Here is a 23,036-nt window from a genome sequence, read left to right as displayed (position 1 = left end):
CCAGTGTACGGCGGTTCGCCAGACTCGCCAGCGGGTTGCCCGACCGTAGTGGGCGGACTCACCATCGTTGCTGCTGAACGGCTCAGCCGCTGAGGACGCTGCCGACCAGGCTGTCCATGGCGTCACCCGCCAGCAGGACGACGAGCACGCTGATCGCCACCAGCAGCCCCAGAGCCGCGATCAGGACGATCACCACGCGCGTGTTGCGGGACGATTCGGCAGGCGTGTCCGCCCAGCCCTGGGCCAGAATGTGCCCGGTCAGTGAGCCGGAATTCTCCACCGCGGCGTTCGCCGGAAGCGCAATCGTGGCGAAGCCCGGCCCCTCGCCGCCGCCGTAGACGGTGCCCGGCAGATCCGAGCCGCTGTCACGACCGCCGCGACGCGCACCGGCAGCCGCCGCACCAGGCGTGGCGCGCTCGCCCGCCGGATAGGTCGAGGACGTGGCGGACCGGGTGCCGCCGACGCCACCTGGTGTGGGGGCGCCGGTGGTCGACGGCGGCCAACTGGGCAGTGCGGGTGCGGGCACCACGGGCGCGGGGGCCTGTGCCTCGGCCCACGGGCCACCCGACGCTGCCTGTGTCGTACCGCCCGGAGCCGGCGGCGCCGAAGCCGGGGTCGACGGCGTCGCAGCTTGGGTCGACGGCGTCGCGGGAGGGGTCCACGGCACCGCGCCCGGGGTGCGCTGTGCGGTGTCGGGGGTGCGGTGTGCAGCCGCCGGCTGTGCCCTGTCCGGGGTCCGGCGTGCTGGTTCGTTGGCGGACGCCCAGCCGGCCGGCGGTGCGGAGACCGAGGCGGTGGCCCGTACGCCCGGCGTACCCGTCATCGCCGGAGGTGGCGGAAACGGTGGTGCCGGCCTCGGGCCGGGCGGTGGCGCGGGCACCGGCGGGCCGGGCGGCGGCGTCGGCGGGCCGGGCACAGGCGGCGTCGGTGGGCCCGGAATGGGCGGCAGCGGCGAGGGCGGCGGCACGGGAGGCCCCGGCACCGGCGGCGGCACAGGGCCGGGCGCTGGCGGGGCGGGCTCCGGCGTCGGACCGGGCGGGTACGGCCCGGGACTGGGCGCCGGCTCGGGCTCGCCGGGCCCGCTCGGCTCGGGCTCCGCAGGCGTCGGCTCCGGCGCCGACGGCGGGAGAGGCTCGGCATGCTGCGCCGCCTCGGGAGTGGTCGGGCCGGACCGGTACACGGCGGGCGTGCCGGCGTGGGCCTGCGGCGTACCCCTGGTGGCGGCCGTCAGGCGGCTGCTGTCGGGCACCACGGCGCTGGCCCGCGCCGACGAGGCCGAGCCCTCCCGCTGGCCGGGCAGTGACGTGCTGGCCGGGCTGGTCGAGCCCTTCGCCCGGTAGGTGGTCGCGGTGGCCGGGGCGCTGGCGGGGAGATCACCGGCCGGCGTGGCCACGGTCGCGACACTGGCCCGCGCCCGCACCGGACCGGACGCCGCCGAACCTGGGCGGGCATCGCTGGCCGCCGGGCGTTCCACGTCCGCTTCGGGTGTGCTGCCGGCCGCGATGGTGCCGGCGGAGGCGGCAGCACGGGCCGGGGCGCCAACCTCGGCGGCGGTCCCGGTTTCAGCGGCGGCCCGGGATGCGGCTGTGGCCCCGGATTCAGCTTTGGCGTTGGTGTCGGCTGCCGCCTCGGTGTCGGCTGCCGCCTCGGTGCCGGCTGCCGCCTCGGTGCCGGCAGTCGCCTCGGCTCTGGCTGCGGCGTCGGTCCCGGCAACGTCGGGTCCGGAGCTGGCGGCGTCAGGGCTGGCGGCCTCAGGGTTGGCGGCCTCAGCGTCCGGGGTGCCGTCGACGGCACTGGCGGCTGCCGGGTCGGCGGGGCCTGGCCTCGGCGGGTCGGCCCGATCCAGGACGGGGTCGACAGTCTCCGCCGGATCTCTCTGCTCGGCCATCTCCGCCCTCCGCGCCACGCTCGCACCCGCGCCCGTGACGTCGGACCGGATGTGCCTGGTTGTCACCGTGCCACAGATCGTCCCGAGCGGACAGCCAGAGGCGGCGGTGGCGGGTCAGCCGTCGGTGCTCGGGCTGCCCGTCGGGCTGGTGCTGGCGGATCCGCTCCGGCTGGTCTCGGGCGTGGCGGTCGTCGTTGCGGTGGCCGATGCGCTGGCCGGTGCAGTGGTCGGCGGCGGAGGCAGCGTCGTCGGCCTGCCGCCCGGGCCGCTCGTCGGGGTCGGCGTGGTGCCGCCCGTCGGCGTCGGGGTGGGCGTGGTCGGCGTCGGGGTGGGCGTGGTCGGTGTGGGCGTCGGCTTCGTCGTCGGCGTCGGCTTGGTGGTGGGAGTCGGCTTGGTGGTGGGAGTCGGCTTCGGCGGCGGAGTTGGCTGCACCGGCGGAACCGGCACTGTCGGTACGGCCGGTGCGGGCACCGCGCCGATCACCCGGGTGGCTGCGTAGAGCCGCGACCAGCGGACGACCGAGATCTTGACCACATCGCCGGTGGTGGGCGCCTGCACCATCTTGCCGTTGCCGATGTACATGCCGACGTGGTGGATCGTGGTGTAGCTGCTGCCGGAGGCGAAGAACAGCAGGTCGCCGGGGAGCAGTGCGCTCTGCGGCACCGTACGGGCACGGGTGGCCGCGTACTGGTCGCGGGAGACGCGGGGCAGGTTGAAGTAGTCGGCGCCCGGCGACCGGTACGCCGCCCACATCAGGCCGGAGCAGTCGAACGCGTCCGGACCCTCCTCCGACCACTTGTACGGGTCGCCGAGCTGGGCGAGCGCATACCGGACGGCAGCCAGCGCCCGCGGGTGCGCGGCCATCCCGTTTGTGCTCTGGCCGGCGACGTAACCCGCTCCGAGCTGCTGCTCGGTGGCTTCCTGCTGGCGTTCCAGCTCGATGAGCTGCGCCGCGTTGTTCTTGCGGAGGGTGACAAGGCTGGCCTCGGCAGCGCGCAGCGCCTTCTCGCCAGTGGTGAACTCCGCCTCGGCGGCTTCGAGCGCGGTCTTGGCGGCGGCGTGCGCCTCGTACGCCTTCTGCTCGCCGGCGCGTGCCCGCGTCAGTTCACCGGCCACCCCGGCGGTGGCGCCCTCGACCTTTTCGCCACGATTGATCCGCTGGAGGCGGCTCAAGCCCTGGATGTCGTTGACGAAGTCGCCGGGCGGCAGCGCGGCGGCGGCCTTTACCGCGTCGGAGGCAGCCGAGTCGGCCGCCTGCTGGGCGCGGAGCACGGCGTCCTGCGCGGTCTCCAGCGCCTTGCCGGCGGCTTGCAGGTTGGCCTGCGCGTCGGTGCGTTTCTGCCGGCTCTGTAGTAACCCGTCACCGAGGATGCCGACCTGACTCTCGGCGGCGGCGATCTGGGCGGCGAGCGGGCCGGCGCCGATGTTGACCGGGGGCGGAACGGGGACGCCGGCGCCGGGTGCGCTGCCGGGCAGTCGAAGCTCGCCGACGGCGGCGGGCCGGGAGCCGGTGTCCGGCACCGTGGCGGGCACTGCCGGATCGGCGTACGCGGGGGTGGCCAGCACGGCGGCGGCGATCGCGCCGAGCAGGGCGGCCCAGAGCTTCGGCCGCAGCACCGGCGAGATCACCGGGCTCCGTCGTCGCTGCCGTCGCCCGCGCTCGCTGTCGACCATTCCGCTCCCGTCCGGTGCTCGCCTCCGCGCTCGGTGGGCGCGGCCGCCGGGACGGTACCAGTGTGAGTTCCGCCCCACCCTGTCTTACCGCACCCCGCCAACGTTGTCGATGCGTCGCCGGGTTACGGGAGGCTGAGAGTCTGTTGAGAGGGTCGTCGAGCCCGTCGAGCGGATCGCTGTCGCCGACCGTGCCGCCGCGAGTGCCGGAGCGCCGACGTACGCTCGACCGGGACCGCAGGTGGAAGGGACGTGCCATGGACGCCGGACTCAAGCGCGAGCTCGAAGCGAAGGTGTACGCCGATGAACGGCTGACCCGGGAGGACGGGATCGCGCTCTACGAGAGTGACGACCTGACCTGGTTGGGTCGGTTGGCGCACCACAAGCGCACCGAGCTGAACGGTGAGCGGGTGATGTTCAACGTCAACCGGCACCTCAACCTGACCAACGTCTGTTCGGCGTCCTGTGCGTACTGCTCGTTCCAGCGCAAGCCGGGCGAGAAGGACGCGTACACGATGCGCATCGACGAGGCGGTCCGCAAGGCCAAGGAGATGGAGGATGAGCAGCTCACCGAGCTGCACATCGTCAACGGCCTGCACCCGACGCTGCCGTGGCGCTACTACCCGAAGGTGCTGCGTGAGCTGAAGGCGGCGCTGCCGAACGTCAAGCTCAAGTGCTTCACCGCGACCGAGGTGCAGTGGTTCGAGAAGATCAGTGGCCTGAGCGCCGACGAGATCCTCGACGAGCTGATGGACGCCGGCCTGGAGTCGCTCACCGGCGGTGGCGCGGAGATCTTCGACTGGGAGGTCCGGCAGCACATCGTCGACCACGCCTGCCACTGGGAGGACTGGTCGCGCATCCACGCGCTGGCGCACAGCAAGGGCATGAAGACCCCGGCGACAATGCTGTACGGCCACATCGAGGAGCCCCGGCACCGCGTCGACCACGTGCTGCGGCTGCGCGAGTTGCAGGACGAGACGGGCGGCTTCGCGGTCTTCATCCCGCTGCGCTACCAGCACGACTTCGTGGACTCGGCGGACGGCAAGATCCGTAACCGGATCCAGGCGCGTACCACGATGGCGTCGCCGGCCGAGTCGCTGAAGACGTTCGCCGTCTCGCGGCTGCTGTTCGACAACGTTCCGCACCTGAAGAACTTCTGGGTGATGCACGGTCTCTCGGTGGCTCAGCTCTCGCTGAACTTCGGCGTGGACGACCTGGACGGCTCGGTGGTCGAATACAAGATCACCCATGACGCCGACTCGTACGGCACCCCGAACACCATGCACCGTGACGACCTGCTGCACCTGATCTGGGACGCCGGTTTCCAGCCGGTCGAGCGGGACACCCGCTACAACGTGGTTCGGGAGTACGACAAGGCGCCGTCGCTGGCCGAGCGCCGCGCCGAGCCGCAGCAGGTCTGGGCCTGAGTCACCACGTACCCTCGCAGTCGATGACCGAGCAGCGCGAGTCCGAGAAGCAGGGCGGGTTTCCCCGTCGGGACGACCAGGGGCGTATCCGTACCCTGGCCGACCTGCTGGGCGTGTGCCTGGCCGGTCTGGTCATCGGCGTGCTGGCGCTCGTGGTGTTCGAGTTGGCGTTCGCCTCGTTCGGTGCCGGCGACTTCGGCAACACCAACGGCTGGCTGGCGGTGATCCTGCCGGCCTGGCTGTTCTGGGACGATTTCCGGGCGTGGGAGTTCGGCGCTGCCCGGGTGGTGGCGGCGCTTGTCGCGGCGGCTGTCGGTGTGGTCTCGGGTCTGCTGATCGCCGGGCTGGGCGCCGGGTTGCCGCCGCTGCTGTCCGGGGCGTTGGCGGCGGCGGCGTTCACCGTCGCGTACGCGGCTGTGTGGTTTCCGGGCGTCCGCTGGTTGGCCCGCCGGACCGGCTGACCCCGACCGCCCGCCGGGTGGGTCGATCTTTCCGCCGCGGGGCGGGCGAGCTAGGGAACGGAGTGGTGCAGGTGAGCGCGGCGGTCAAGTACACGCTGGGTCGGCTCGGGTTGTTCGTCGCCGTGCTGGCGGGCCTCTGGTTCGTCGACATGGACATTTTCCTGAAGCTGATTCTGGCGCTGGCGTTCTCCGCCGCGCTCTCCTTCTTCCTGTTGCGCGGCTTCCGGGACGAGATGGCCCAGGAGATGGCCGAAGCGGCGGAGCGCCGCCGTACGGAGAAGGAGCGCCTGCGCTCCGCCCTGGCCGGCGACGACAAGCCTGCGACCTCCGACACCGACGTTGACGGCGATCCCCCGGCGGACCAGCCTTCGCGTTGATCAAGAGGTCCGCGTCACCGGGAGGCTGTCCCCGTGCCGCGGACCTCTTGATCATCTGCTACCAGTTCGTGGAACCGGCGACCCGTGGCCAGGGCTTTGAGACCGGCTTGATCAGGTACGCGATGCCGCCGGAGCCGCCGGAGACGCCGCCGGTGGCGTTTATGCGCTTGGTACGCAGCCAGATCTGCTCGAACTGGGCGCGCTTGTAGACGTTGCGCACCACGTCGTTGCTCGACGAGGCGGGGTCGTTGACGATCACGTCACCGTCGGCGGTGAAGCCGACCACCACGAACAGGTGCCCGGAGGTGCCGTAGTTCGCCCCGTCCAACTCGCTGGCGAGGAAGGACTGGCTGGTCACGACCGGGATGCCTGCAGCGATGAAACGCTCCAGCTCGTCGAGTGAGTGCAGTCGGGTGACCCGCCCCTCCAGGCCGGGGAAACTGGCCGCGTACGCGGTGTTGAACGGCCAGTTGCCAGCGCCGTCGTACGCGTAGTCGAAGGTCATCCGCGCGGCGTGGTTGACGGTCGGGTCGGGGTAGGTCGGGTCCACCCAGGAGGTGTCGGCCGCCGACGGCCTGCGCCCCCAGTATTCGACGACCATCTCCGTGGACGTGGGCGAGCACCACGCCTCACCGCCGCCGTCGTACTCGGGGTAGTGCCCACTGTGCACGTTCTGCGAGTAGCGGGGCACCGGCAGCTCGACGCCCCAGGCGATGCGCCCGGCGCTCGGCGTGACTGTGAACCGGTCCGGCACTGTGGAGCTCATGGCACCGAGCATCCGGACCACCGGCGCGGCGGTCTGCCCGGGTGCACGGTAGAGGGTGAGCCGCAGTTGGTACGACCGCAGCAGCACCCCGGCGTCGGCGTCGTCGATGCTGAAGGTGTCCGTCCAGATCGTCGACCAGGGATCACCCTGCCTGTTGACGCTTGTCCGTTTGATGTCGGTGTCGCCGGAGGCCCAGCGACCCATGACGTACCAGGGGGTCTGGTCGCCGCTGGTGTAGCTGCCCTGCATCTCCACCTGGATCCAGGTGCCGGCGGGGGTCTCGGCGTTCCAGGAGGCGATCAGCTCGGTGGCGTCGAAGCCGATCCGGGTCACCGGCGAGGTCCAGGTGCCGTACTCCCAGGTGCGTGTGGTGCCGGTGTGCGGGTCGGCGTACTCGATGGTGCCGGCCGGTCGGGCCAGGGTGACGCCGGATCGCGCGCCGGGCACGACGCGGGTGCCTGACTGGCTGCCGCGGTGCCAGTCGGCGGGGCCGGACCAGTCCTGGAAGGTGATCTGCTCGTCGTGGGTGGGGGAAGGTGGTCGCCCCGCTGACGCGGGGGCCATTGTGGCGAGCAGGGTGAGCGCGCTGACGCCGGCGAGGGCGGCCGCGTGCAGGCGGGGTCTGGCCATTGGTGCTCCGCGGTGTCGAGAGGGGCATCGTCGCTGGTCAGTTTCTCGCTTGGCGGGAAGTTTCGCCAGATGTTCGGGTGCAGAAAATCATTGCCACCGCGATGGTCAATCTGGGATGCATAAGGCAGCGATGGATATTGATATGACCATGTCGCTGGTGGTGAAGTGTGCATCACCGAGCGGGATCTCCCGCCCTTCGAGGAGGTAGTACATGGCCCTCCGCAGGCCCAATCCTCTCCGCCGTGCCCTGGCGTTCGCCGTCGTCGCCGGGCTGGGCATCGTCACAGTGGCCGCCGGACCGGTCGCCGCGAAACCGGCACCGGATCGCGCAGCCGAATCGGCCGCCGCCAGCTACCGGGTACTGGGGCCCCGAACCCTCGCCGACCGCAACGCGGTGGCCCGCACCGGGGCAGCCATCGACTATTCCGAGCACGGTGTCCTGCACATCTCGGCCACCGCCGCGGAAGCCGCCGCGATCGGCAAGCTCGGATTCCGCCTGGAACCGCTCGCCCCGCCGCCGAACGCCGAACGCGGCGCCGGTGAGGTGGGCACGCTCGCCTTCCCGCCCGCCGACTCCAACTACCACGACTACGCCGAGCTGACCGCCGTCGTGAACCAGGTGGTCGCCGACCACCCGTCCATCGCCCGCAAGATCAGCATTGGTACGTCGTACGAGGGCCGCGATCTGATGGCCGTGAAGATCTCCGACAACGTCGCTACCGACGAGAACGAGCCGGAGATCCTGTTCAACTCCCAGCAGCACGCCCGCGAGCACCTGACCGTCGAAATGGCGATCTACCTGCTCAACCTCTTCACGGACAGCTACAACAGCGACTCCCGGATCACGAACATCGTCAACACCCGGGAGATCTGGATCGTGCCGACCGTCAACCCCGACGGCAGCGAGTACGACATCGCCACCGGGTCGTACCGGTCGTGGCGCAAGAACCGGCAGCCCAACAGCGGCTCGTCAAACGTCGGCACCGACCTCAACCGCAACTGGAGCTACAACTGGGGCTGCTGCGGCGGCTCGTCCGGCTCGACCTCGTCGGAGACCTACCGCGGCCCGTCGGCGTTCTCCGCACCCGAGACGCAGGCGCTGCGCAACTTCGTCAACAGTCGAGTGGTCGGCGGCACCCAGCAGATCAAGGCGAACATCGACTTCCACACGTACTCACAGCTGGTGCTCTGGCCCTACGGCTACACCACAGCGAACACGGCGACCGGAATGAGCGCCGACCAGTACAACACCTTCGCCACCCTCGGGCAGCAGATGGCGGCGACCAACAACTACACACCGCAGCAGTCAAGTGACCTCTACATCACCGACGGTGACAGCATCGACTGGATGTGGGCCACCCACAACATCTGGGCGTACACCTTCGAGATGTATCCGGGCTCGGCCAGCGGCGGCGGCTTCTACCCGCCCGACGAGGTGATCCCCGCGCAGACCAGCCGCAACCGCGAGGCCGTGCTGATGCTCAGCGAGTACGCCGACTGCCCGTACCGGGTCATCGGCAAGCAGGCGCAGTACTGCGGTAGCGGTGGTGGCACCACGGTCTGGTCGGACACCTTCGAGACCTCCACCGGCTGGACCACCAACCCGTCCGGCACCGACGCCGCCACCAGCGGGGCGTGGGAGCGGGGCGCCGCCCAGGCGACCAACTCCTCCGGTGCCAAGCAGCTCACCCCGTACGCCGGTTCCAACGACCTGGTCACCGGCCGGCTCGCCGGCTCGGCAGCCGGTGACTACGACGTCGACGGCGGAGTGACAAGTGCCCGGTCCCCGGCGGTGACCCTGCCGTCCTCGGGCACGCTGACCCTCTCGCTGGCCTGGTACCTGGCCCACGGCTCGAACTCGTCGTCAGCCGACTACCTGCGGGTGAGCGTGGTGCACAACGGCGGCACCACAGTGCTGCTCACCCAGGCCGGCGCGGCGGCCAACCGCAACGCCAGCTGGGCTGTCGCGAGCCTCAACCTCACCCCGTACGCCGGCCAGTCCGTGCGGATCCTCGTCGAGGCCGCGGACGCCTCCGGCGCGAGCCTCGTGGAGGCGGCTGTGGACAACGTCACAATCACCGCCTCCTGACCGGGTGGGGCCCCGTTCCGCCCCTGCGGGGCCCCACCACCCGCTCCGAGCCTCCAGATCCAGCGGTGCGCTACCGTCTTACCGACCACTCCGCAGCGAAGCCGGTGCTCAACCCGGCGCTGTCCCGCAACTGTGATGCCTCACCTGACGGTGAGGACGAGCCAGGTCGCCTGCGGATAGGTCGCGAAACGCGCTCTCGAGGAAGGGCGCCTCGCGGGCGGGCGTACGGAAGTCCTGTCGGCGAAGCACCACACTCCTCGACCGACAGGAGGCCACATGTTCAGACGTACCCCCCGGCTCTTCGCCGCGACCCTCGCGGTCGCCGCGCTCGCCCTCGGCGCGTGCGCCGAGAAGGCCGACAACCAGCCGGCGCCCGGCGCCAGTTCGGCGACCGCCAGCTTCCCGGTGACGGTCGGCTCACTCACCCTCGACAAGCGGCCCGAGAAGATCGTGTCGCTGGCGCCCACCGCCACCGAGATGCTCTTCGCCATCGGTGCCGGCCCGCAGGTCACCGCTGTCGACGACCAGTCCAACTACCCGGCCGACGCGCCCAAGACCGACCTGTCCGGCTTCCAGCCCAACGCCGAGGCGATCGCCAGCAAGAACCCCGACCTGGTGGTGCTCTCCGACGACCGGAACAAGATCGTCGACCAGCTCGGCAAGCTGAAGATCCCGGTCTACCTGACCCCGGCGGCGACCACGCTCGACGACACCTACCGGCAGATCACCGACCTGGGCACGCTCACCGGGCACGCCGACCAGGCCACCGATGTCACCACCCGGATGAAGGACGACATCACCAAGCTCACCAAGGACCTGCCGCAGCGCGCCGAGAAGCTCACCTACTTCCACGAGCTGGGCCCGGAGTTGTACAGCGCCACGAGCAAGACCTTCATCGGCTCGATCTACAACCTGGTAGGCCTGACCAACATCGCCGACCCGGCCGACGCGGACGGCAAGAGCGCCGGCTACCCGCAGCTGTCCCAGGAGTTCATCGTCAAGGCCGACCCGGACTTCGTCTTCCTTGCCGACGCCAAGTGCTGCCAGCAGAACGCCGACTCGGTAAAGGCCCGCAGCGGCTGGGCAGGGATCACGGCGGTGAAGAACAACCAGGTCGTGGCACTGGACGACGACATCGCCTCCCGCTGGGGCCCGCGGATCGTGGACCTGCTCCGGGTCGTCATCGACGCGGTCGCCAAGGTGCCCGCGTGACCGACGTCCGTCGGTGACCGGAGCACCGACGGTGTCCACCCCGGCACCAACCACCCGGCGGACCGGGACGCAGCTCGCGTCCCGGCCCGCCGGCCTGCGCAAACGCTGGCTGGTCGCCGGGGTGTTCGCGGTGCTCGTCGCGCTCGTCGCCGGAGTGTCGCTCGGCCCGGTCAGCCTGCCGCCGGGAAGCGTCGCCGCCGAGCTGATCAACCTGATCCCCGGGGTGCACCTGGAGAGCGGGTTGAGCGAGCGGGAAATCGCCATCGTCACCGAGCTACGGCTGCCCCGGGTCGTGCTGGGCCTGCTCGTCGGTGGCCTGCTCGCCCTCGCCGGCGGCTGCTACCAGGGCGTGTTCCGCAACCCGCTCGCCGACCCGTACCTGCTCGGGGTGGCCGCCGGCGCGGGCCTCGCGGTCACCGCGGTGATCGCCCTCGGCGGCGCCGGGCGGCAGGGCGCGATCTCCGGGCTGCCGCTGACCATCCCGCTTGCCGCGTTCGTCGGGTCGCTGCTCGCCGTGACGATGACCTACCTGCTGGGCGCGGCCGGTGGGCGGAGCCGGTCCCCGGCGATGCTGATCCTGGCCGGGGTGGCGGTCTCCGCGTTCCTCTCCGCCGGGCAGACGTACCTGCTGCAACGGCACGCCGACACCATCCAGTCGGTCTACTCCTGGCTGCTGGGCCGGCTGGCAACCGCCGGCTGGCACGACGTGCTGCTGGTGCTGCCGTACGCCGCCCTGACCATCGTGGTCGTGTTGCTGCACCGCCGCGAGCTGGACGTCCTCGCGGTCGGCGACGACGAGGCGCGCAGCCTCGGCCTGCACCCGCAGCGTTCCCGCTACTTGCTGATCGCCGCCGCCTCGCTCGGCACCGCCGCGGCGGTCTCCGCGACCGGCCTGATCGGCTTCGTCGGCATCATCGTTCCGCACACCGTTCGGCTGCTCTTCGGGTCGAGCTACCGGGTGATCCTGCCACTGTCGATGCTGTTCGGCGCAGCCTTCCTGGCCCTGACCGATGTGGTGGCCCGCACCGCCGCCGCGCCGGCCGAGGTGCCCATCGGGGTGGTCACCGCCCTGCTCGGCGGCCCGTTCTTCGTCCTCGTGTTGCGCACCGCCCGGCGGGTGCTCACATGAGCGCCGTGCCCGCTCCCCGGCAGTCCGGCGTGCCGGCCGTCGAGGTGCGGGAGCTGCACGTCAGCCTGGACGGCACCCCAATCCTCACCGGAGTCGACCTGACCGTCGCCGCAGGCGAGTGGGTCACCGTCATCGGCCCGAACGGCGCCGGCAAATCGACTCTGTTGCGCGCCGTCGGCGGCCTGCTGCCCGCGCCGGGCATGATCACCCTGTTCGGTACGCCAAGCGCCGCGCTGCGCCGCAGGGACCGCGCCCGGGTGGTGGCCACCGTGACGCAGTCCCCGGTGGTGCCACCCGGCATGCCGGTGCTGGACTACGTGCTGCTCGGCCGTACCCCGTACATCTCGCCGCTGGGTCGGGAGTCGGCCGCGGACGTGGAGGCCGCCCACGAGGTGCTGGACCGGCTGGACCTTGCAGGCTTCCACAACCGCGAGTTGGCAACCCTCTCCGGCGGCGAACGGCAGCGGGTCTTCCTCGCGCGGGCGCTCGCCCAGGGCGCGACCCTGCTGCTGCTCGACGAGCCGACGAGCGCGCTGGACATCGGCCACCAGCAGGAGGTGCTGGAACTCGTCGACCAACTCCGCCACGCGCACGGCCTGACAGTGCTGGCCACCATGCACGATCTCTCCCTGGCCGGCGAGTACGCCGACCGGATGGTGATGCTCGCCGACGGTCAGGTGGTGGCGACGGGCACACCTCGGGAGGTGCTTACCGAACACCTCCTCGCCACCCACTACCGGGCCAGCGTCCGCGTCGTCCCCGGCACCCACGGCCCCCTTGTGGTCCCCGTCCGCCCCCGTCCCACCCCCTGACCCTCCCGGGTGTCGAGCGCAGGGCTGGTCAGGGGCCGAGGTCGATGACGGAGAAGAGCGCGCCCTGGGGGTCGCGCAGGGAGGCGAACCGGCCGGTCGGGATGTCGCGCGGTGGGACGAGGATGGTCCCGCCCAGCTCGGCGGCGCGGGCCGCTGCGGCGTCCGCGTCGGCAACGGCGAAATACACGGTCCAGTACGCGGGCAGGTCGGCCGGGAAGTCGTCGGCGAACGGCGGCATCATCCCGGCGACGATCCGCGCGCCCAGCCGCCACCCGGTGTACGTCATGCCGCCGATCGGCTGCTCGTCCGGCTGCCAGCCGAACACCAGCTCGTAGAAGACCTTCGCACCCTCCGGGTCGGGGGTGACCAGCTCGTTCCAGCTCATCGCGCCGGGCACGTTGAACACCTCCGCGCCGGGCATCGCCAGTGGTTGCCAGACGCTGAACGTGGCGCCCGCCGGGTCGGCGAACACCGCCATCCGCCCACGGTCGAAGACCTCGAACGGCGGCACCACGACCTGCCCGCCGGCCCGCTCGACGCGGCCGGCGACGAGTTCCGCGTCGTCGGTGGCGAGGTACGTCGACCAGATCGGCACCTGGTCGGGGATCGCGGGAGGTCCCACTCCGGCGACCGGCTGCCCGTCGAGCAGGAAGACTGTGTAGCCACCAGCCTCGGGCTCGGGTGTCACCCGCCCGGTCCAGCCGAACAGCTCGGGGTAGAACCGCCGCGCGTCGGCCAGGTCCGGGGTGGCCAGGTCGGCCCAGCAGGGCGTACCCGGCGGGACGGTGCTCACGTCAAGACCCCTCTCAGCCGGGGTGACCACGACGGCCCCCTGCCGGAATCCTGGCACCGTCCCGCTGCGGCTCGGGGCGGAAACGGACGAATCGTCAGCTGAACCGGCGACCCTCGTCCCGCCGGTACGCCCAGCCGGCGAGCGCCGCGAGCAGCACCACCCAGACACCGAGCATGATCAGCGCCAGTGGCTGGACCGTGTAGTCGCCGACCGCCGACCACATCAGCTCGGCCGCTCCCCGGGTGGGCAGGAACGGCGCGACCGTCTCGATGAACCCGGGCGCGTCGCCCGGTGCGGACAGCAGCCCACCGCCGAACGCCAGCGGCAGGAAGACGACCTGCGCCACCACGATGGCTGCCTTGCTCGGCAGCGAGTAGCCGATGGCGAGCCCCATGAGGGTGAACGGCACCGAGATGAGGCCCACTGTGAGGGCGGCCAGCAGGAACGCCAACGGGGTGATCCGGGCCGCGGTAAGGGTCGCGCCGATCACCACGACCGGGATCAGCGACAGGTACGTCAGAGCCAGACCGGCCAGCACCCGACCGGCGAACCGGGGTGCCGACCCGGCGGGCAGGGTCCGGGTGTACGGATTCCACGGCTGGTCGCGGTCCTCGGCGACCCCGACGCCGTACTGGAAGATGTTGGCGCTCATCACCGAGAACGTCACCATCGACGCGGTGGCGAACGTGGCGCCGACCGGATCGTTCCCGGCGAACGGCACCACAAAGAAGATCATGGCGGCGGCCGGGAAGAAGGCGCTGCCGAAGACGGCCACCGGAATCCGGATGATCTCCAGAAGTTGGTAGCGGGCGTGGACCAGGGCGAGCTGCACGGTGCGCCTCCTCAAACGGCTGTGGGTCGGCCGCCGGCAGCGGCGGTGGTGGTCTGGCCGCCGGTGGCGGCATTGCTGGTCTGGCTTTCGGCGGCGCGCTGGTCGGTGCCGGTGATGGCGAGGAACGCCTCCTCCAGCGAGGTCGGCCGCACCTCAAGGTCGGTGAAGGCGGCACCGGAGGTGACAAGCGCCCGGACCAACTCGTCGGCGTCGGTGGTGAGCAGGTGCAGCCGGCTGTCGATCCGTTCGGTGCGGACCACACCGGGCAGCTCGGGCAGCGCATCGGCGACCAGGCTGACCCGGCGTACGCCGACGATGCCGCGTACGGCCTCCACCGTGTCGTCGGCGAGCACCCGGCCCTGCCCGATCACCACCACACGGCGGGCCAGCGCCTCCACCTCCTCCAGGTAGTGGCTGCTCAACAGGACGGTCCCGCCGTCGTCGTGGAACGCCCGGATCGCGTCCCAGAGTGTGTGCCGGGCGGACACGTCCAGGCCGGTGGTCGGCTCGTCGAGCAGCACGAGCCGGGGCCGGCCCACGAACGCCAACGCCACCGCCAGCCGGCGTCGCTGCCCACCGGAGAGCCCACCGGTCTGCCGCCGGGTGAGGTCGCCCAGGCCGAAACGGTCGAGGAGTTCGCCCCGGGGCACGGGGTCCGGGTAGTGCGCGGAGACGAAGTCGACGACCTCGCCGACGCGCAGCGTGCCCGGTAGGCCGGTCTCCTGCGGGGTGACGCCGATCTGTCGACGGGAGGCAGGGTCGCGGGGGTCGCGGCCGAACAGCTCGACCCGGCCGGAGGTGGGGCGACGCAGGCCGACAAGCAGGTTCATGAGGGTGCTCTTGCCGGCGCCGTTGGGGCCGAGCAGACCGACGAGCTCACCTGCTCGGACCTCCAGGTCGACCCGGTCGAGAGCGAGGACGTCGCCGTACCGGCGGCTGGCCTGGTCGGCGCGTGCGAGTGTCATGGTTGCTCCTTCGACGGTGTCGGATCGAGCTGGGTGGGGTCGAGCAGGGTGCGGATGGCCTCCGTGTACTCCTCGAACGCCAGCCGGCCGCGTCTGCTGAGGCGGATCAGCGTGGTAGGGGTGCGTCCACGGTGGGTCTTTGTGACATCCACGTAGCCGGCGTCCTCCAACTTGCGCAGGTGTACGGAGAGGTTGCCGGCCGTCATGGCGAGCAGATCCTGCAAGCGGGGGAAGGCGATCCGGTCACCGTCGTTGAGCGTCGAGAGGGTGGCGACCACCCGCAGTCGCGCCTGCGCGTGGATGACCGGGTCGAGTTCGGTCACGACCGGTGTCGCTGTCGTCGTCGGGCGACCGCTCCGGCGGCCAGGATTCCGCCGCCGCCGGCCACCGCGATGACCAGCGCGTGCCAGCTCGGCCCGGCGATCGTGCCGACCACGTTGATCACGCTGATCCAGGCGCCCAGCCGGAACAGGTCCCGGTCCAGCCAGATGGCTCCGCCGGCCATGTGCAGGGCGCCGGTCAGGCCGACCGCGGTCGCCGACCAGAGCAGGCTGGCCTGGTCGGCTGGCAGGTGCTCGGAGATCCGGCCGACCGCCGCGTACACGCTCACCGACCCCAGGGCCCAGGCGATGCCGTACCAGCGCCCGCGCACCGCTGAGTCGCCACTTACCTGCCCGTACGCCCGCGCGCCAGCGACCGCCTGGACCGCTGCGGCAGCCGCGAGCAGGACGAACAGGACGGTCAACGGAAGCCAGTCCGGTAGCCGGACCAGCACCCGACCATCGGGTGCGAAGCGCAGGAAGAACAGCCCGAAGCCGATCAGCCAGGCCACACCCCACGGCCAGTAGACCAGTCGGGCGTCCGGCTCCAGCCGACGTGCGGTGGCCGCCTGCTGGTCACGGATCAGCTGGAGTGCGGCTGCCGCGTCGGAGGGTGGCAGGTCATCGTTGGGTTCCACGCAAACTACTTTACGCCGCAAAGTCAAGGTCCGGTTTCCCGCAGGTGATGGCGTTTCTGGAGGTCTTGCCGGTGTTCTGAATCGATGCCGGGGCACCGGCAGCGGCGCGGGGTGCCTATGGTGGGATGCCGTGGCGACTGATTGGTCGCACAGGACACAGGGGAGGGTCCGTGTCGAGCCCGAGCAATGAGACGGAGGTCGATCCGGAAGCCCTGAAGGCGTTCGCGTCGGCTTCCACCGACCGGGCGGCCCGCTTCCGCGAGCTGCACCGCTCGTTCGGTGACGGACACGTGCCACGACACGCCTTCGGCGTGATGCCTGCGTCGTTCAGCCTCTCGGCGACGTACGCCGAGCAGTTTGAGGCGTGCCTGCAAGGGCTGGCCGACGGCGCCGACGTCATGGCGGACATCGCCGAAGGGCTTACCGATACCGCCGACGCCTACACCGGCTCCGATGTGGCAAACACCGACCTGTTCGTGCCGGGGCGTCCGGCCGCGCCCGATGTCCTGGCGCCCGGCCCCTGGTCGCCGGGCCCCTCCTCGCCCGGCGGCGCTGGCGCCAGTGGGCAGGTGCCGTTGTGAGCACCGAGGCGTTGCACCGCAACAAGACCTACTTCGAGCAGATCGTCTCCGGTACGCCCGACCCGTTCAAGCCGCTGTCGAACGCGGTGTTGTGGCCCTTCGAGCAGTTGCTCGAACTCGTCGCCGGCGAACCGGACGACCTGATGCGCGCTGCTGAGCGCTGCCTGACCGTCGGAGCTGCGGTCCGCGAGATCGCCGATGAGCAGGTGCAGCAGCGGGCTCGCCTGCGTGGTTCCTGGAAGGGCGACGCCGCCGAGAGCTTCAACGCCTCGATGGAGTCGGTGGAGGAGGCGATCGAGGACCTGGCCCGTGGGCTGGACGGCACCAAGGAGGTGCTCGTCGACGCGGCCAACGCGGCGGTCGACGCGTTCAACCTGCTTGTCGAGCTGATCCTCGAGTTCCTGCTCTGGTTCCTCACCGAAGTGATCATCGCGGCGGTGGCTGCGGCGCTCAGCGCGGGCATCTCGCTCGCGGCGACGGTCGTGCGGGTGCTGAGCAAGCTCGCCACCACCGTCGGCCGGATGGTCAAGATCGTCGCGCGGTTCGCCGAGATCCTGACGAAGCTCGCCGCCAAGATGCAGAAGGTCGCCGAGCTGCTGATGACGTACCGCGGAACGGTGCTGAAGGTCCGCGAGGCGAAGAAGGCGTACCGGGCGTGGAACAAGTCCGGCTGGACGGCCGAGGCACGGGCGTTCCAGATCGAGAAATTCAAGACGCTCTTTCCCGGTAAGTTCCTCGTCAACCAGGTGTCCCCTGTGAACATCCCCGGCATCGGCGGTGCCGTGTTGGACACCGGCGTCGGCCTGCACGACATCTCCGACGGCACCAAGGACCGCAACTACCTTGTGGACGGCACGTACAGAGATGATCTAGGCCCGTACGCCAAGGGTGTGCAGAATGTCTTCGACTCAATCCTGACCTGAGAGGCCCCGACATGACCTTTCCCGGTCTGGACCGCATCGAGGCGCTGGCCCGCAACCTGGACGGCTGGCAACGTGAGCTGGCCCGCAAGATGGCCGAGATCGAGCAGAGCAACGCCGAGGGGACGAGCGACTCCGGGTTGGTCCGCGTCACCGCCGCCGCAGACGGCACGATCATGTCGACCGAGATCGACGCGCGGGCCATGCGCCTCGACTCGTACACGCTGGCGGAGGAGTTCACCGCCGCCGCTGCCCGCGCGCAGGAGGCGGCCGCCGCCCGGGTGAGCGAGCTCGTGGGCGAGGTGATCGGCGACGCGCCCGGCGCCAGAAAAGCGGCCGAGGACCGCCCGGACACATACTGAGCTGATGGCCGACACCAGTTACCAGGAACGGCTGACCCAACTCGTCGAGCCGGACGAGCGGTTGCTCGCTGTCGCGAAGGCGCGTATCGCCCAGGGCGCACTGCCCCACGACCCGCCGGTCGAGGAGCATCAGGTCAGCTCCAGCGGTGGGGGTGGAGTCTCCGGGGCCCTGCTCAACCTGCTCTCGCCACTGCTCTCCTTTCCGGCGGGGGACCGGCTCGTCGACCGCGTCGCCTACGGGATCGCAGGCCGGGGCGCGCCCGGCTCGTCCGCCTCCACGCTGCAACACTCCCGGCGGCCGGTGCCCCCGGCGGTCACCGTCGAGGCCACCATCCTCGCCGTCACCGACCGGCGGCTGCTGGTGTGCGCGTCCGGGCCGCTGAAGCTCTGGTCGAGCAGCGCCGACGACGAACGGGCGGTGGCCGAAACCCGGATCGTGTGGTCGACGCCCCGGGCAGCGGTTGCCGGCGCGCGGGTCGGCTGGCACCGGCTCAACCCGAAGCGACTTCGGATCGATTTCGCCGACGGCTCGTGGCTGGCCTTCACCGTGCCCATCGCCGAGCCCGGCAAGCCCCTGCGCGAGATAGCCGCAGCGCTCACCCGCTGACCTGTGCCGCTTGCCGTGGTGCCGTCCGCAGCGGCGCTGGCAGTGGTTCGCTGTGCAGCACCGAGAGCCGGGACACCGCGCGGGTCAGCACCACGTACAACCGGTGCAGCCCGCGTGGCTCGGCTGCGACGATCGCGGCGGGCTCGACCACCACCACGTGGTCGTACTCCAGGCCTTTGACAAGCGTCGCGGGCACCACAGTGACCCGCTCCGCGGTCGTGACGTCGTCGGCGGTCGCGGTGGCGACGCCGTCGGCGGCAAGCGCCGCGCGCAGCGCGTCGACAGCATCGTCCGCGGCGATCACCCCGACCGAGCCGTCGTGCGCGAGCGCCGCCCGCACCTCGGCCACCGTCGCGGTGGTCAGATCGGCCACGGTACGCACATCCAGGCCGCCGTCGCGACGCAGTGACTCAGCCGCCGGTACGTTCACTGCCAGCGCCGGCAGCAGCAGGTTGGCGAACGCCACCACCGCGGCGGGCACCCGGAAACCGACAGTCAACGGGACCACTGCCGCGTCGGGTTTGCCCAGGTGGGCCAGGGACTCCCGCCAATCGGTGGCCGCCCACGGCGCGGTGCCCTGGGCCAGGTCGCCGAGGAGGGTGACCGAGCCGTGCTCGCTGCGCCGGGCGATGGCCCGACACTGCATCGGGGAGAGGTCCTGCGCCTCGTCAACCACCACGTGCCCGAACCCGGAGGCCCGCTCCAGCAACCCCGACGCCTCGTCGATCAGCACGGCGTCCGCGGCGGTCCAGCGGGTCGCCTTCGCGGTACGGGGCGGCTTCACCCAGGTCAGCAGCGCCTGCTCGGCGTCGGTGAGCAGGCCGTCCGCGGCGGCGGCGAGTCGAGCAGGATCGGAGAACAGGCTGTGCACAAGCCCTTCCGAGGTGAGCGCCGGCCAGACCGCGTCGAGGAAGTCGACAACCGGTCGGCAGCGGCTCATCCGGCGCAGCCACGCGTCGCTCGGCGACTCGGCCCGCCGCGCCTCGGCCTGCCGTTGCAGCAGACTCACCACCCGCGCCCGGACCCGCTCGCGGCCCGTGCCGTGCGGCAGCCCTTCCCGGCGGGTCTCCTCGACGATCCGGTGCAGCGGCTCCAGCCCGATCCGCCACCGGAACGAACCGTCGGACACCGTTATCGAGTCGATGGGCGTGCCGATGTGCGCCTGTACCGCGCGGCGCAGCACGTCGGCCATCCGCGCGTCGTGCTTGAGCGCGGCGACCGCAGGCGCCTCGACAGCCCGGACCTGCACCCGCGCGATCAATTCCTCGACGGTGGCCTGCTCGACCTCGACCTCGCCGAGCGCCGGCAGCACCGCCGCGATGTACGACAGGAACGCCCGGTTCGGCCCCACGATCAGCACGCCGGCCCGCCGCAGCCGATCGCGGTGCAGATAGAGCAGGTACGCGGCCCGGTGCAGGCCGACGGCCGTCTTGCCGGTGCCGGGAGCGCCCTGCACACAGATCGAGTCGGCCAGATCGGCGCGGACCAGTTCGTCCTGCTCGGGCTGGATGGTGGCGACGATGTCCCGCATCGGCCCGACGCGCGGCCGCTCGATCTCGGCGGTGAGGATCCGGCTTGTCGTACCCAACTCCTCGCCCCGGTCCAGCCGCTCGTCCTCGAAGCTGGTGAGCATCCCGTTGCTGAACCCGAACCGCCGCCGGACCGCCACCCCCTGCGGGTCGCGCGCACTGGCCCGGTAGAACGACCGGGAAACCGGTGCCCGCCAGTCCAGCACCAGCGGCTCGCCGCCCTCGTCGGTGACATGCCGCCGCCCGACGTGATACCGCCTGCCGCCATGATCGCCGCTGCTGGTGTCGTCGCTGTTCGTGGCTTCGTGGTCCGGAACGTCGGCGAAGTCGAGGCGGCCGAAGAAGAGTGGTGTGGTCGGATCGTCGGCCAGCTCGGCGACCCGGCGGGCCAGCGTACGACCGAGTGTCTCCGCCGCGTAGGCGTCGCCGGCCACCTGGTCACCCGTCGCGAAGAGGGATTCGGCGCGTTGCCGCATCCGTGCGAGTGCGGCCCGGGACGTGGCGAGGTGCGCGCGCTCGGCGGCCAGGTCCGTGTCGAGGCGGGTGTTTACGTCGGTGTCGAGGTCGGGTGCGGGCATGCTGACGTCCCATCGTTCACATCTGCTGCTCGCTCGCGTGTCCGGGGGCGGATGGCCGGCCGCCCGGCGCGGCGACGTCCGTTCCGGTGCAGCTCACCTCGGCCGTCAAGCGGGCTGCAACCCTACGCTCCCGAGCCACGCCCTTCCACCGAATTACCGATGCCACCACCCGGAAGAGGCGGCGTGGCGTGGCGAGGCGTGGCGAGGCGTCGCGAGGCGTGGAGAGGCGTGGAGAGGCGTGACGTGGCGAGGTGTCGCGTGGCATGGCGAGGCGAGGCGAGGCGTCGCGAGGCGAGGCGCCGCGGTGGCAGGGCGGCGAACGTCAGCTGTTGGGTCGTCCGCCCAGGTCGGGGTCTGGATATCCGGTTGCTCTCGGCTCTCAGCAGCGGCGGTGGTAGAGGTTTCGTCGTGGGACGCGGAGCGGATCGAGCCAGCGAGGTGGGAGGAATTCGGGCCTGCCGTCGGGTGCGATGCGGACCGCCCAGTCGCCATGATGGAGGAGCCGGTGGTGGTGGCCGCAGAGCAGAACCGCGTTACCCAACGCTGTCGTCCCACCGTCGGCCCAGTGGTGAACATGGTGGCCGTCGCACCATCGGGGCGGCCGGTCGCAGCCGGGAAACGCGCAGCCGCCGTCGCGCAGCACCAGCGCGCGACGCAGCGGCCCGGTGAAGAGGCGGCGCTGACGCCCGACGTCAAGGATCTGGCTGTCGCCGCCAAGCACGGCCGGCAGAACTGCGGCGTCGCAGGCGAGCCGGCGGATCGCGCCCGGGGTGAGGCGCGCGCCTGACTCCAGCGTGCCGGCGCGTACGCCGTTTACCAGCGCGTCCAGCGAAACGGTCACCACGAGTTGCGGTCGGTCGCCGCCGTTGTCGGGCAGGTTGCCGGTGCGCAGCGCCAGCCGACAGATCTCGCCGAGCGCGTCCGCCCGAAGCTCGCCGGGACTGCGGCCATCGTGTGCGCCTGCCGAGGCGCACAGCGGATCGATCGCCTCGCGCAGCAGGCTCGCTGTTTCGGTGTCGAGGCTGCCGCTGAGGCGTACCTGTCCGTCCTGTTGGTCGGAGAGGGTGACGTGTCGGCGGGTTTCGGCCCGCGCGGCTGCCCGGTCGAGGGCGGCCAGCTCAGCCTGGTCGGCCAGATCGGGCGCGACATGGGCGAGAACGCGCTCCCCGAGACGGCTCAGGGTGGCCGGATCGAACCTGTCGGCCCACGCGATCAGCAGATGGGTGGCCTTGTCGGTCACCTCCGGCCCTGCCTCGACGGGAAGGGCTGCGACGGTCTCCGCCACGACACGGCCCTGCTCGACCGTGATGGTGCCGTCGTGCAGGGCGTTGCGGACCGCTGTCGGCGCGGCGTCGAGAGTGGCGGCGAGCTGGACGAGCTGGCGGGCGGACCGACCGGAGAGCCGGAGTCGGTCCCGCACCCAGACCGCGGTGGACGTCGCGCCTTCGGTGAGGGCCAGGCCACGGGCGTCCAACTCGCGCACCAGACCCAGCACGACGGCTGCCAGCCGCTGCGACGCCGCGTGCGCCGCATCGAGCGACGCGAGCAACTCGGCGTCGGACAGCGCCCACAGGGAGGCCGACGCGCAGTCGTCGGCGGCACCGCTCGCCTGCGACAACGCCTCCAACATGAAGACAACATAGAACACATGTACGACAGTTTCGTGCCTCGTTCGGCCAGGTTGGGGTCCGCCTCGCCCGCCCGGAAATTGCCGGCGGGCCGACCGCGGCCAGGTCCTCCGGCTGCGCCGCTTTCGGCCGTCGCTGTCGCTGGCTGGCGCCATTCAGCGAAGGACTGTGGACGCCGGAGGTGCGGGCGGGGTGCGGGGGTGATGGCGGGTCGGGTGGTCGGACGGGATCATGGGCACATGACCGAGGCCCGTCCCGAACCGCGTCGAATGATCAGCGACCCGCAGGTGATGCGGGCGCTCGCCCACCCGGCCCGGATCGCGATCATGGAGTATCTGAGCAGCCGTGACGGTGGCGGAACCGCCACCGAGTGCGCGGAGATCGTCGGGCTGTCGCCGAGCGCGACCAGTTATCACCTGCGGGCGCTGGCAAAGTTCGGCCTTGTGGAGCAGGCGCCGAGCCGGGGGGATGCGCGCGAGCGGGTCTGGCGTTCGGTGAACGCCAGTGTGATGGTCGACGCGGGCCGCGAGGCCGGGCCCGAGGCGCGGGCTGCGGAGCAGGCGCTTGTGGAGGCGCACGCTGTGCGGGCCATGGAGCGGACCCGGGACTGGTTGCGGCGCGCCGGGGACGAGCCCGCCGAGTGGTACGACGTTGCGCTGTTCAACGACACGCTGCTCCTGATATCGGCGGACGAACTGGCGGAGTTGAACGAGGCCGTTCTGGCGCTGTTCAGGCCGTACCACCCGCGTCGGCGTGCCGATCCGCCGGAGGGTGCTCGTTCCGTGGCGGTGCAGTACCGGGTGGTGCCGCTGGCCTGAGGG

General features: G+C 71.3%; 22 protein-coding genes and 1 riboswitch. Of the genes, 12 read left to right on the top strand and 10 right to left on the bottom strand.

Annotated features, from left to right (window positions below; translation table 11 throughout):
* Positions 1–82 precede the first annotated feature (82 nt).
* Together ACPXB1_RS23265 and ACPXB1_RS23260 are read right to left on the bottom strand one after the other, a co-directional pair.
* Positions 83–1,888 carry a hypothetical protein gene (locus tag ACPXB1_RS23265; protein WP_425735772.1) on the bottom strand — a complete coding sequence of 602 codons (1,806 nt, stop codon included), beginning with the start codon at positions 1,886–1,888 and terminating at the stop codon, positions 83–85.
* 114 nt (positions 1,889–2,002) lie between these two features.
* The gene (locus tag ACPXB1_RS23260) at positions 2,003–3,562 is read right to left on the bottom strand and encodes a C40 family peptidase (RefSeq protein WP_355587987.1); all 1,560 of its coding nucleotides are present in this window, start codon (positions 3,560–3,562) and stop codon (positions 2,003–2,005) included.
* A 254-nt stretch (positions 3,563–3,816) separates the two neighbouring features.
* Between ACPXB1_RS23260 and mqnE the strand changes: the two genes are divergently transcribed.
* From mqnE to ACPXB1_RS23245, 3 genes are all read left to right on the top strand, one after another.
* Positions 3,817–4,986, top strand: coding sequence for an aminofutalosine synthase MqnE (gene mqnE / locus ACPXB1_RS23255; RefSeq protein WP_355587989.1), 1,170 nt, complete (start codon positions 3,817–3,819; stop codon positions 4,984–4,986).
* Positions 4,987–5,009: 23 nt separating this feature from the next.
* The gene (locus ACPXB1_RS23250; protein ID WP_425735771.1) at positions 5,010–5,447 is read left to right on the top strand and encodes a hypothetical protein; all 438 of its coding nucleotides are present in this window, start codon (positions 5,010–5,012) and stop codon (positions 5,445–5,447) included.
* A 71-nt stretch (positions 5,448–5,518) separates the two neighbouring features.
* Entirely contained in the window at positions 5,519–5,824 is a 306-nt protein-coding gene (locus ACPXB1_RS23245; RefSeq protein ID WP_355587993.1) for a DUF4229 domain-containing protein, read from the top strand.
* A gap of 58 nt (positions 5,825–5,882) precedes the next feature.
* Here ACPXB1_RS23245 and ACPXB1_RS23240 read toward each other — a convergent pair whose 3' ends face one another.
* Positions 5,883–7,220, bottom strand: coding sequence for a C39 family peptidase (locus tag ACPXB1_RS23240; RefSeq protein ID WP_425735770.1), 1,338 nt, complete (start codon positions 7,218–7,220; stop codon positions 5,883–5,885).
* 211 nt (positions 7,221–7,431) lie between these two features.
* On the opposite strand from ACPXB1_RS23240, the gene ACPXB1_RS23235 reads away from it, so the two are divergent.
* From ACPXB1_RS23235 to ACPXB1_RS23220, 4 genes are all read left to right on the top strand, one after another.
* Positions 7,432–9,309, top strand: a complete 1,878-nt coding sequence (locus tag ACPXB1_RS23235) for a M14 family zinc carboxypeptidase (protein WP_355587997.1) — start codon at positions 7,432–7,434, stop codon at positions 9,307–9,309.
* A 100-nt stretch (positions 9,310–9,409) separates the two neighbouring features.
* Positions 9,410–9,475: riboswitch (cobalamin riboswitch) on the top strand.
* Positions 9,476–9,585: 110 nt separating this feature from the next.
* On the top strand, positions 9,586–10,521 hold the full coding sequence (locus tag ACPXB1_RS23230) for an ABC transporter substrate-binding protein (RefSeq protein WP_355587999.1): 936 nt from the start codon (positions 9,586–9,588) through the stop codon (positions 10,519–10,521).
* A 31-nt stretch (positions 10,522–10,552) separates the two neighbouring features.
* Positions 10,553–11,650, top strand: coding sequence for a FecCD family ABC transporter permease (locus tag ACPXB1_RS23225; RefSeq protein ID WP_355627582.1), 1,098 nt, complete (start codon positions 10,553–10,555; stop codon positions 11,648–11,650).
* Entirely contained in the window at positions 11,647–12,462 is an 816-nt protein-coding gene (locus tag ACPXB1_RS23220) for an ABC transporter ATP-binding protein (protein WP_355627491.1), read from the top strand. Before ACPXB1_RS23225 ends, ACPXB1_RS23220 begins: the two co-directional genes overlap by 4 nt.
* 28 nt (positions 12,463–12,490) lie before the next feature.
* On the opposite strand, the gene ACPXB1_RS23215 is transcribed toward ACPXB1_RS23220, so the two are convergent.
* The 5 genes from ACPXB1_RS23215 to ACPXB1_RS23195 form a co-directional block, all read right to left on the bottom strand.
* Complete coding sequence (locus ACPXB1_RS23215) at positions 12,491–13,255, bottom strand: VOC family protein (RefSeq protein ID WP_355627494.1); 765 nt, start codon at positions 13,253–13,255, stop codon at positions 12,491–12,493.
* Positions 13,256–13,349: 94 nt separating this feature from the next.
* On the bottom strand, positions 13,350–14,087 hold the full coding sequence (locus ACPXB1_RS23210) for an ABC transporter permease (protein WP_355627496.1): 738 nt from the start codon (positions 14,085–14,087) through the stop codon (positions 13,350–13,352).
* A gap of 11 nt (positions 14,088–14,098) precedes the next feature.
* Entirely contained in the window at positions 14,099–15,052 is a 954-nt protein-coding gene (locus ACPXB1_RS23205) for an ABC transporter ATP-binding protein (RefSeq protein ID WP_355627499.1), read from the bottom strand.
* Positions 15,049–15,375, bottom strand: a complete 327-nt coding sequence (locus ACPXB1_RS23200) for a transcriptional regulator (protein WP_355627502.1) — start codon at positions 15,373–15,375, stop codon at positions 15,049–15,051. Before ACPXB1_RS23200 ends, ACPXB1_RS23205 begins: the two co-directional genes overlap by 4 nt.
* The gene (locus ACPXB1_RS23195) at positions 15,372–16,010 is read right to left on the bottom strand and encodes a transporter (RefSeq protein ID WP_425735769.1); all 639 of its coding nucleotides are present in this window, start codon (positions 16,008–16,010) and stop codon (positions 15,372–15,374) included. The genes ACPXB1_RS23200 and ACPXB1_RS23195 overlap by 4 nt, the downstream gene beginning before the upstream one ends.
* A 170-nt stretch (positions 16,011–16,180) precedes the next feature.
* Here ACPXB1_RS23195 and ACPXB1_RS23190 point away from each other — a divergent pair, with 170 nt between their 5' ends.
* From ACPXB1_RS23190 to ACPXB1_RS23175, 4 genes are read left to right on the top strand one after another with little or no spacing between them, the layout of a single operon-like run.
* Complete coding sequence (locus ACPXB1_RS23190) at positions 16,181–16,591, top strand: WXG100 family type VII secretion target (protein ID WP_355588007.1); 411 nt, start codon at positions 16,181–16,183, stop codon at positions 16,589–16,591.
* Positions 16,588–17,514 carry a WXG100 family type VII secretion target gene (locus tag ACPXB1_RS23185; RefSeq protein WP_355588009.1) on the top strand — a complete coding sequence of 309 codons (927 nt, stop codon included), beginning with the start codon at positions 16,588–16,590 and terminating at the stop codon, positions 17,512–17,514. The genes ACPXB1_RS23190 and ACPXB1_RS23185 overlap by 4 nt, the downstream gene beginning before the upstream one ends.
* Positions 17,515–17,525: 11 nt before the next feature.
* Complete coding sequence (locus ACPXB1_RS23180) at positions 17,526–17,873, top strand: YbaB/EbfC family nucleoid-associated protein (protein ID WP_355588011.1); 348 nt, start codon at positions 17,526–17,528, stop codon at positions 17,871–17,873.
* 4 nt (positions 17,874–17,877) lie between these two features.
* Complete coding sequence (locus tag ACPXB1_RS23175; protein ID WP_355588013.1) at positions 17,878–18,480, top strand: hypothetical protein; 603 nt, start codon at positions 17,878–17,880, stop codon at positions 18,478–18,480.
* Here the strand turns inward: ACPXB1_RS23175 and ACPXB1_RS23170 are convergent.
* Positions 18,470–20,587, bottom strand: coding sequence for a HelD family protein (locus ACPXB1_RS23170; protein WP_355627508.1), 2,118 nt, complete (start codon positions 20,585–20,587; stop codon positions 18,470–18,472). The genes ACPXB1_RS23175 and ACPXB1_RS23170 overlap by 11 nt on opposite strands.
* A gap of 379 nt (positions 20,588–20,966) precedes the next feature.
* Positions 20,967–22,217, bottom strand: coding sequence for an HNH endonuclease signature motif containing protein (locus ACPXB1_RS23165; protein WP_355627511.1), 1,251 nt, complete (start codon positions 22,215–22,217; stop codon positions 20,967–20,969).
* 237 nt (positions 22,218–22,454) lie between these two features.
* Between ACPXB1_RS23165 and ACPXB1_RS23160 the strand changes: the two genes are divergently transcribed.
* A complete protein-coding gene (locus ACPXB1_RS23160; protein ID WP_355588018.1) occupies positions 22,455–23,033 on the top strand; it encodes an ArsR/SmtB family transcription factor in 579 nt (192 codons plus the stop codon).
* The last annotated feature ends 3 nt before the right edge of the window (positions 23,034–23,036 follow it).

The sequence above is a fragment of the Micromonospora sp. DT68 genome, from assembly GCF_049847245.1.
Classification (GTDB): Bacteria; Actinomycetota; Actinomycetes; order Mycobacteriales; family Micromonosporaceae; genus Micromonospora; species Micromonospora profundi.
This window is presented reverse-complemented; position numbering and strand designations above follow the sequence as displayed.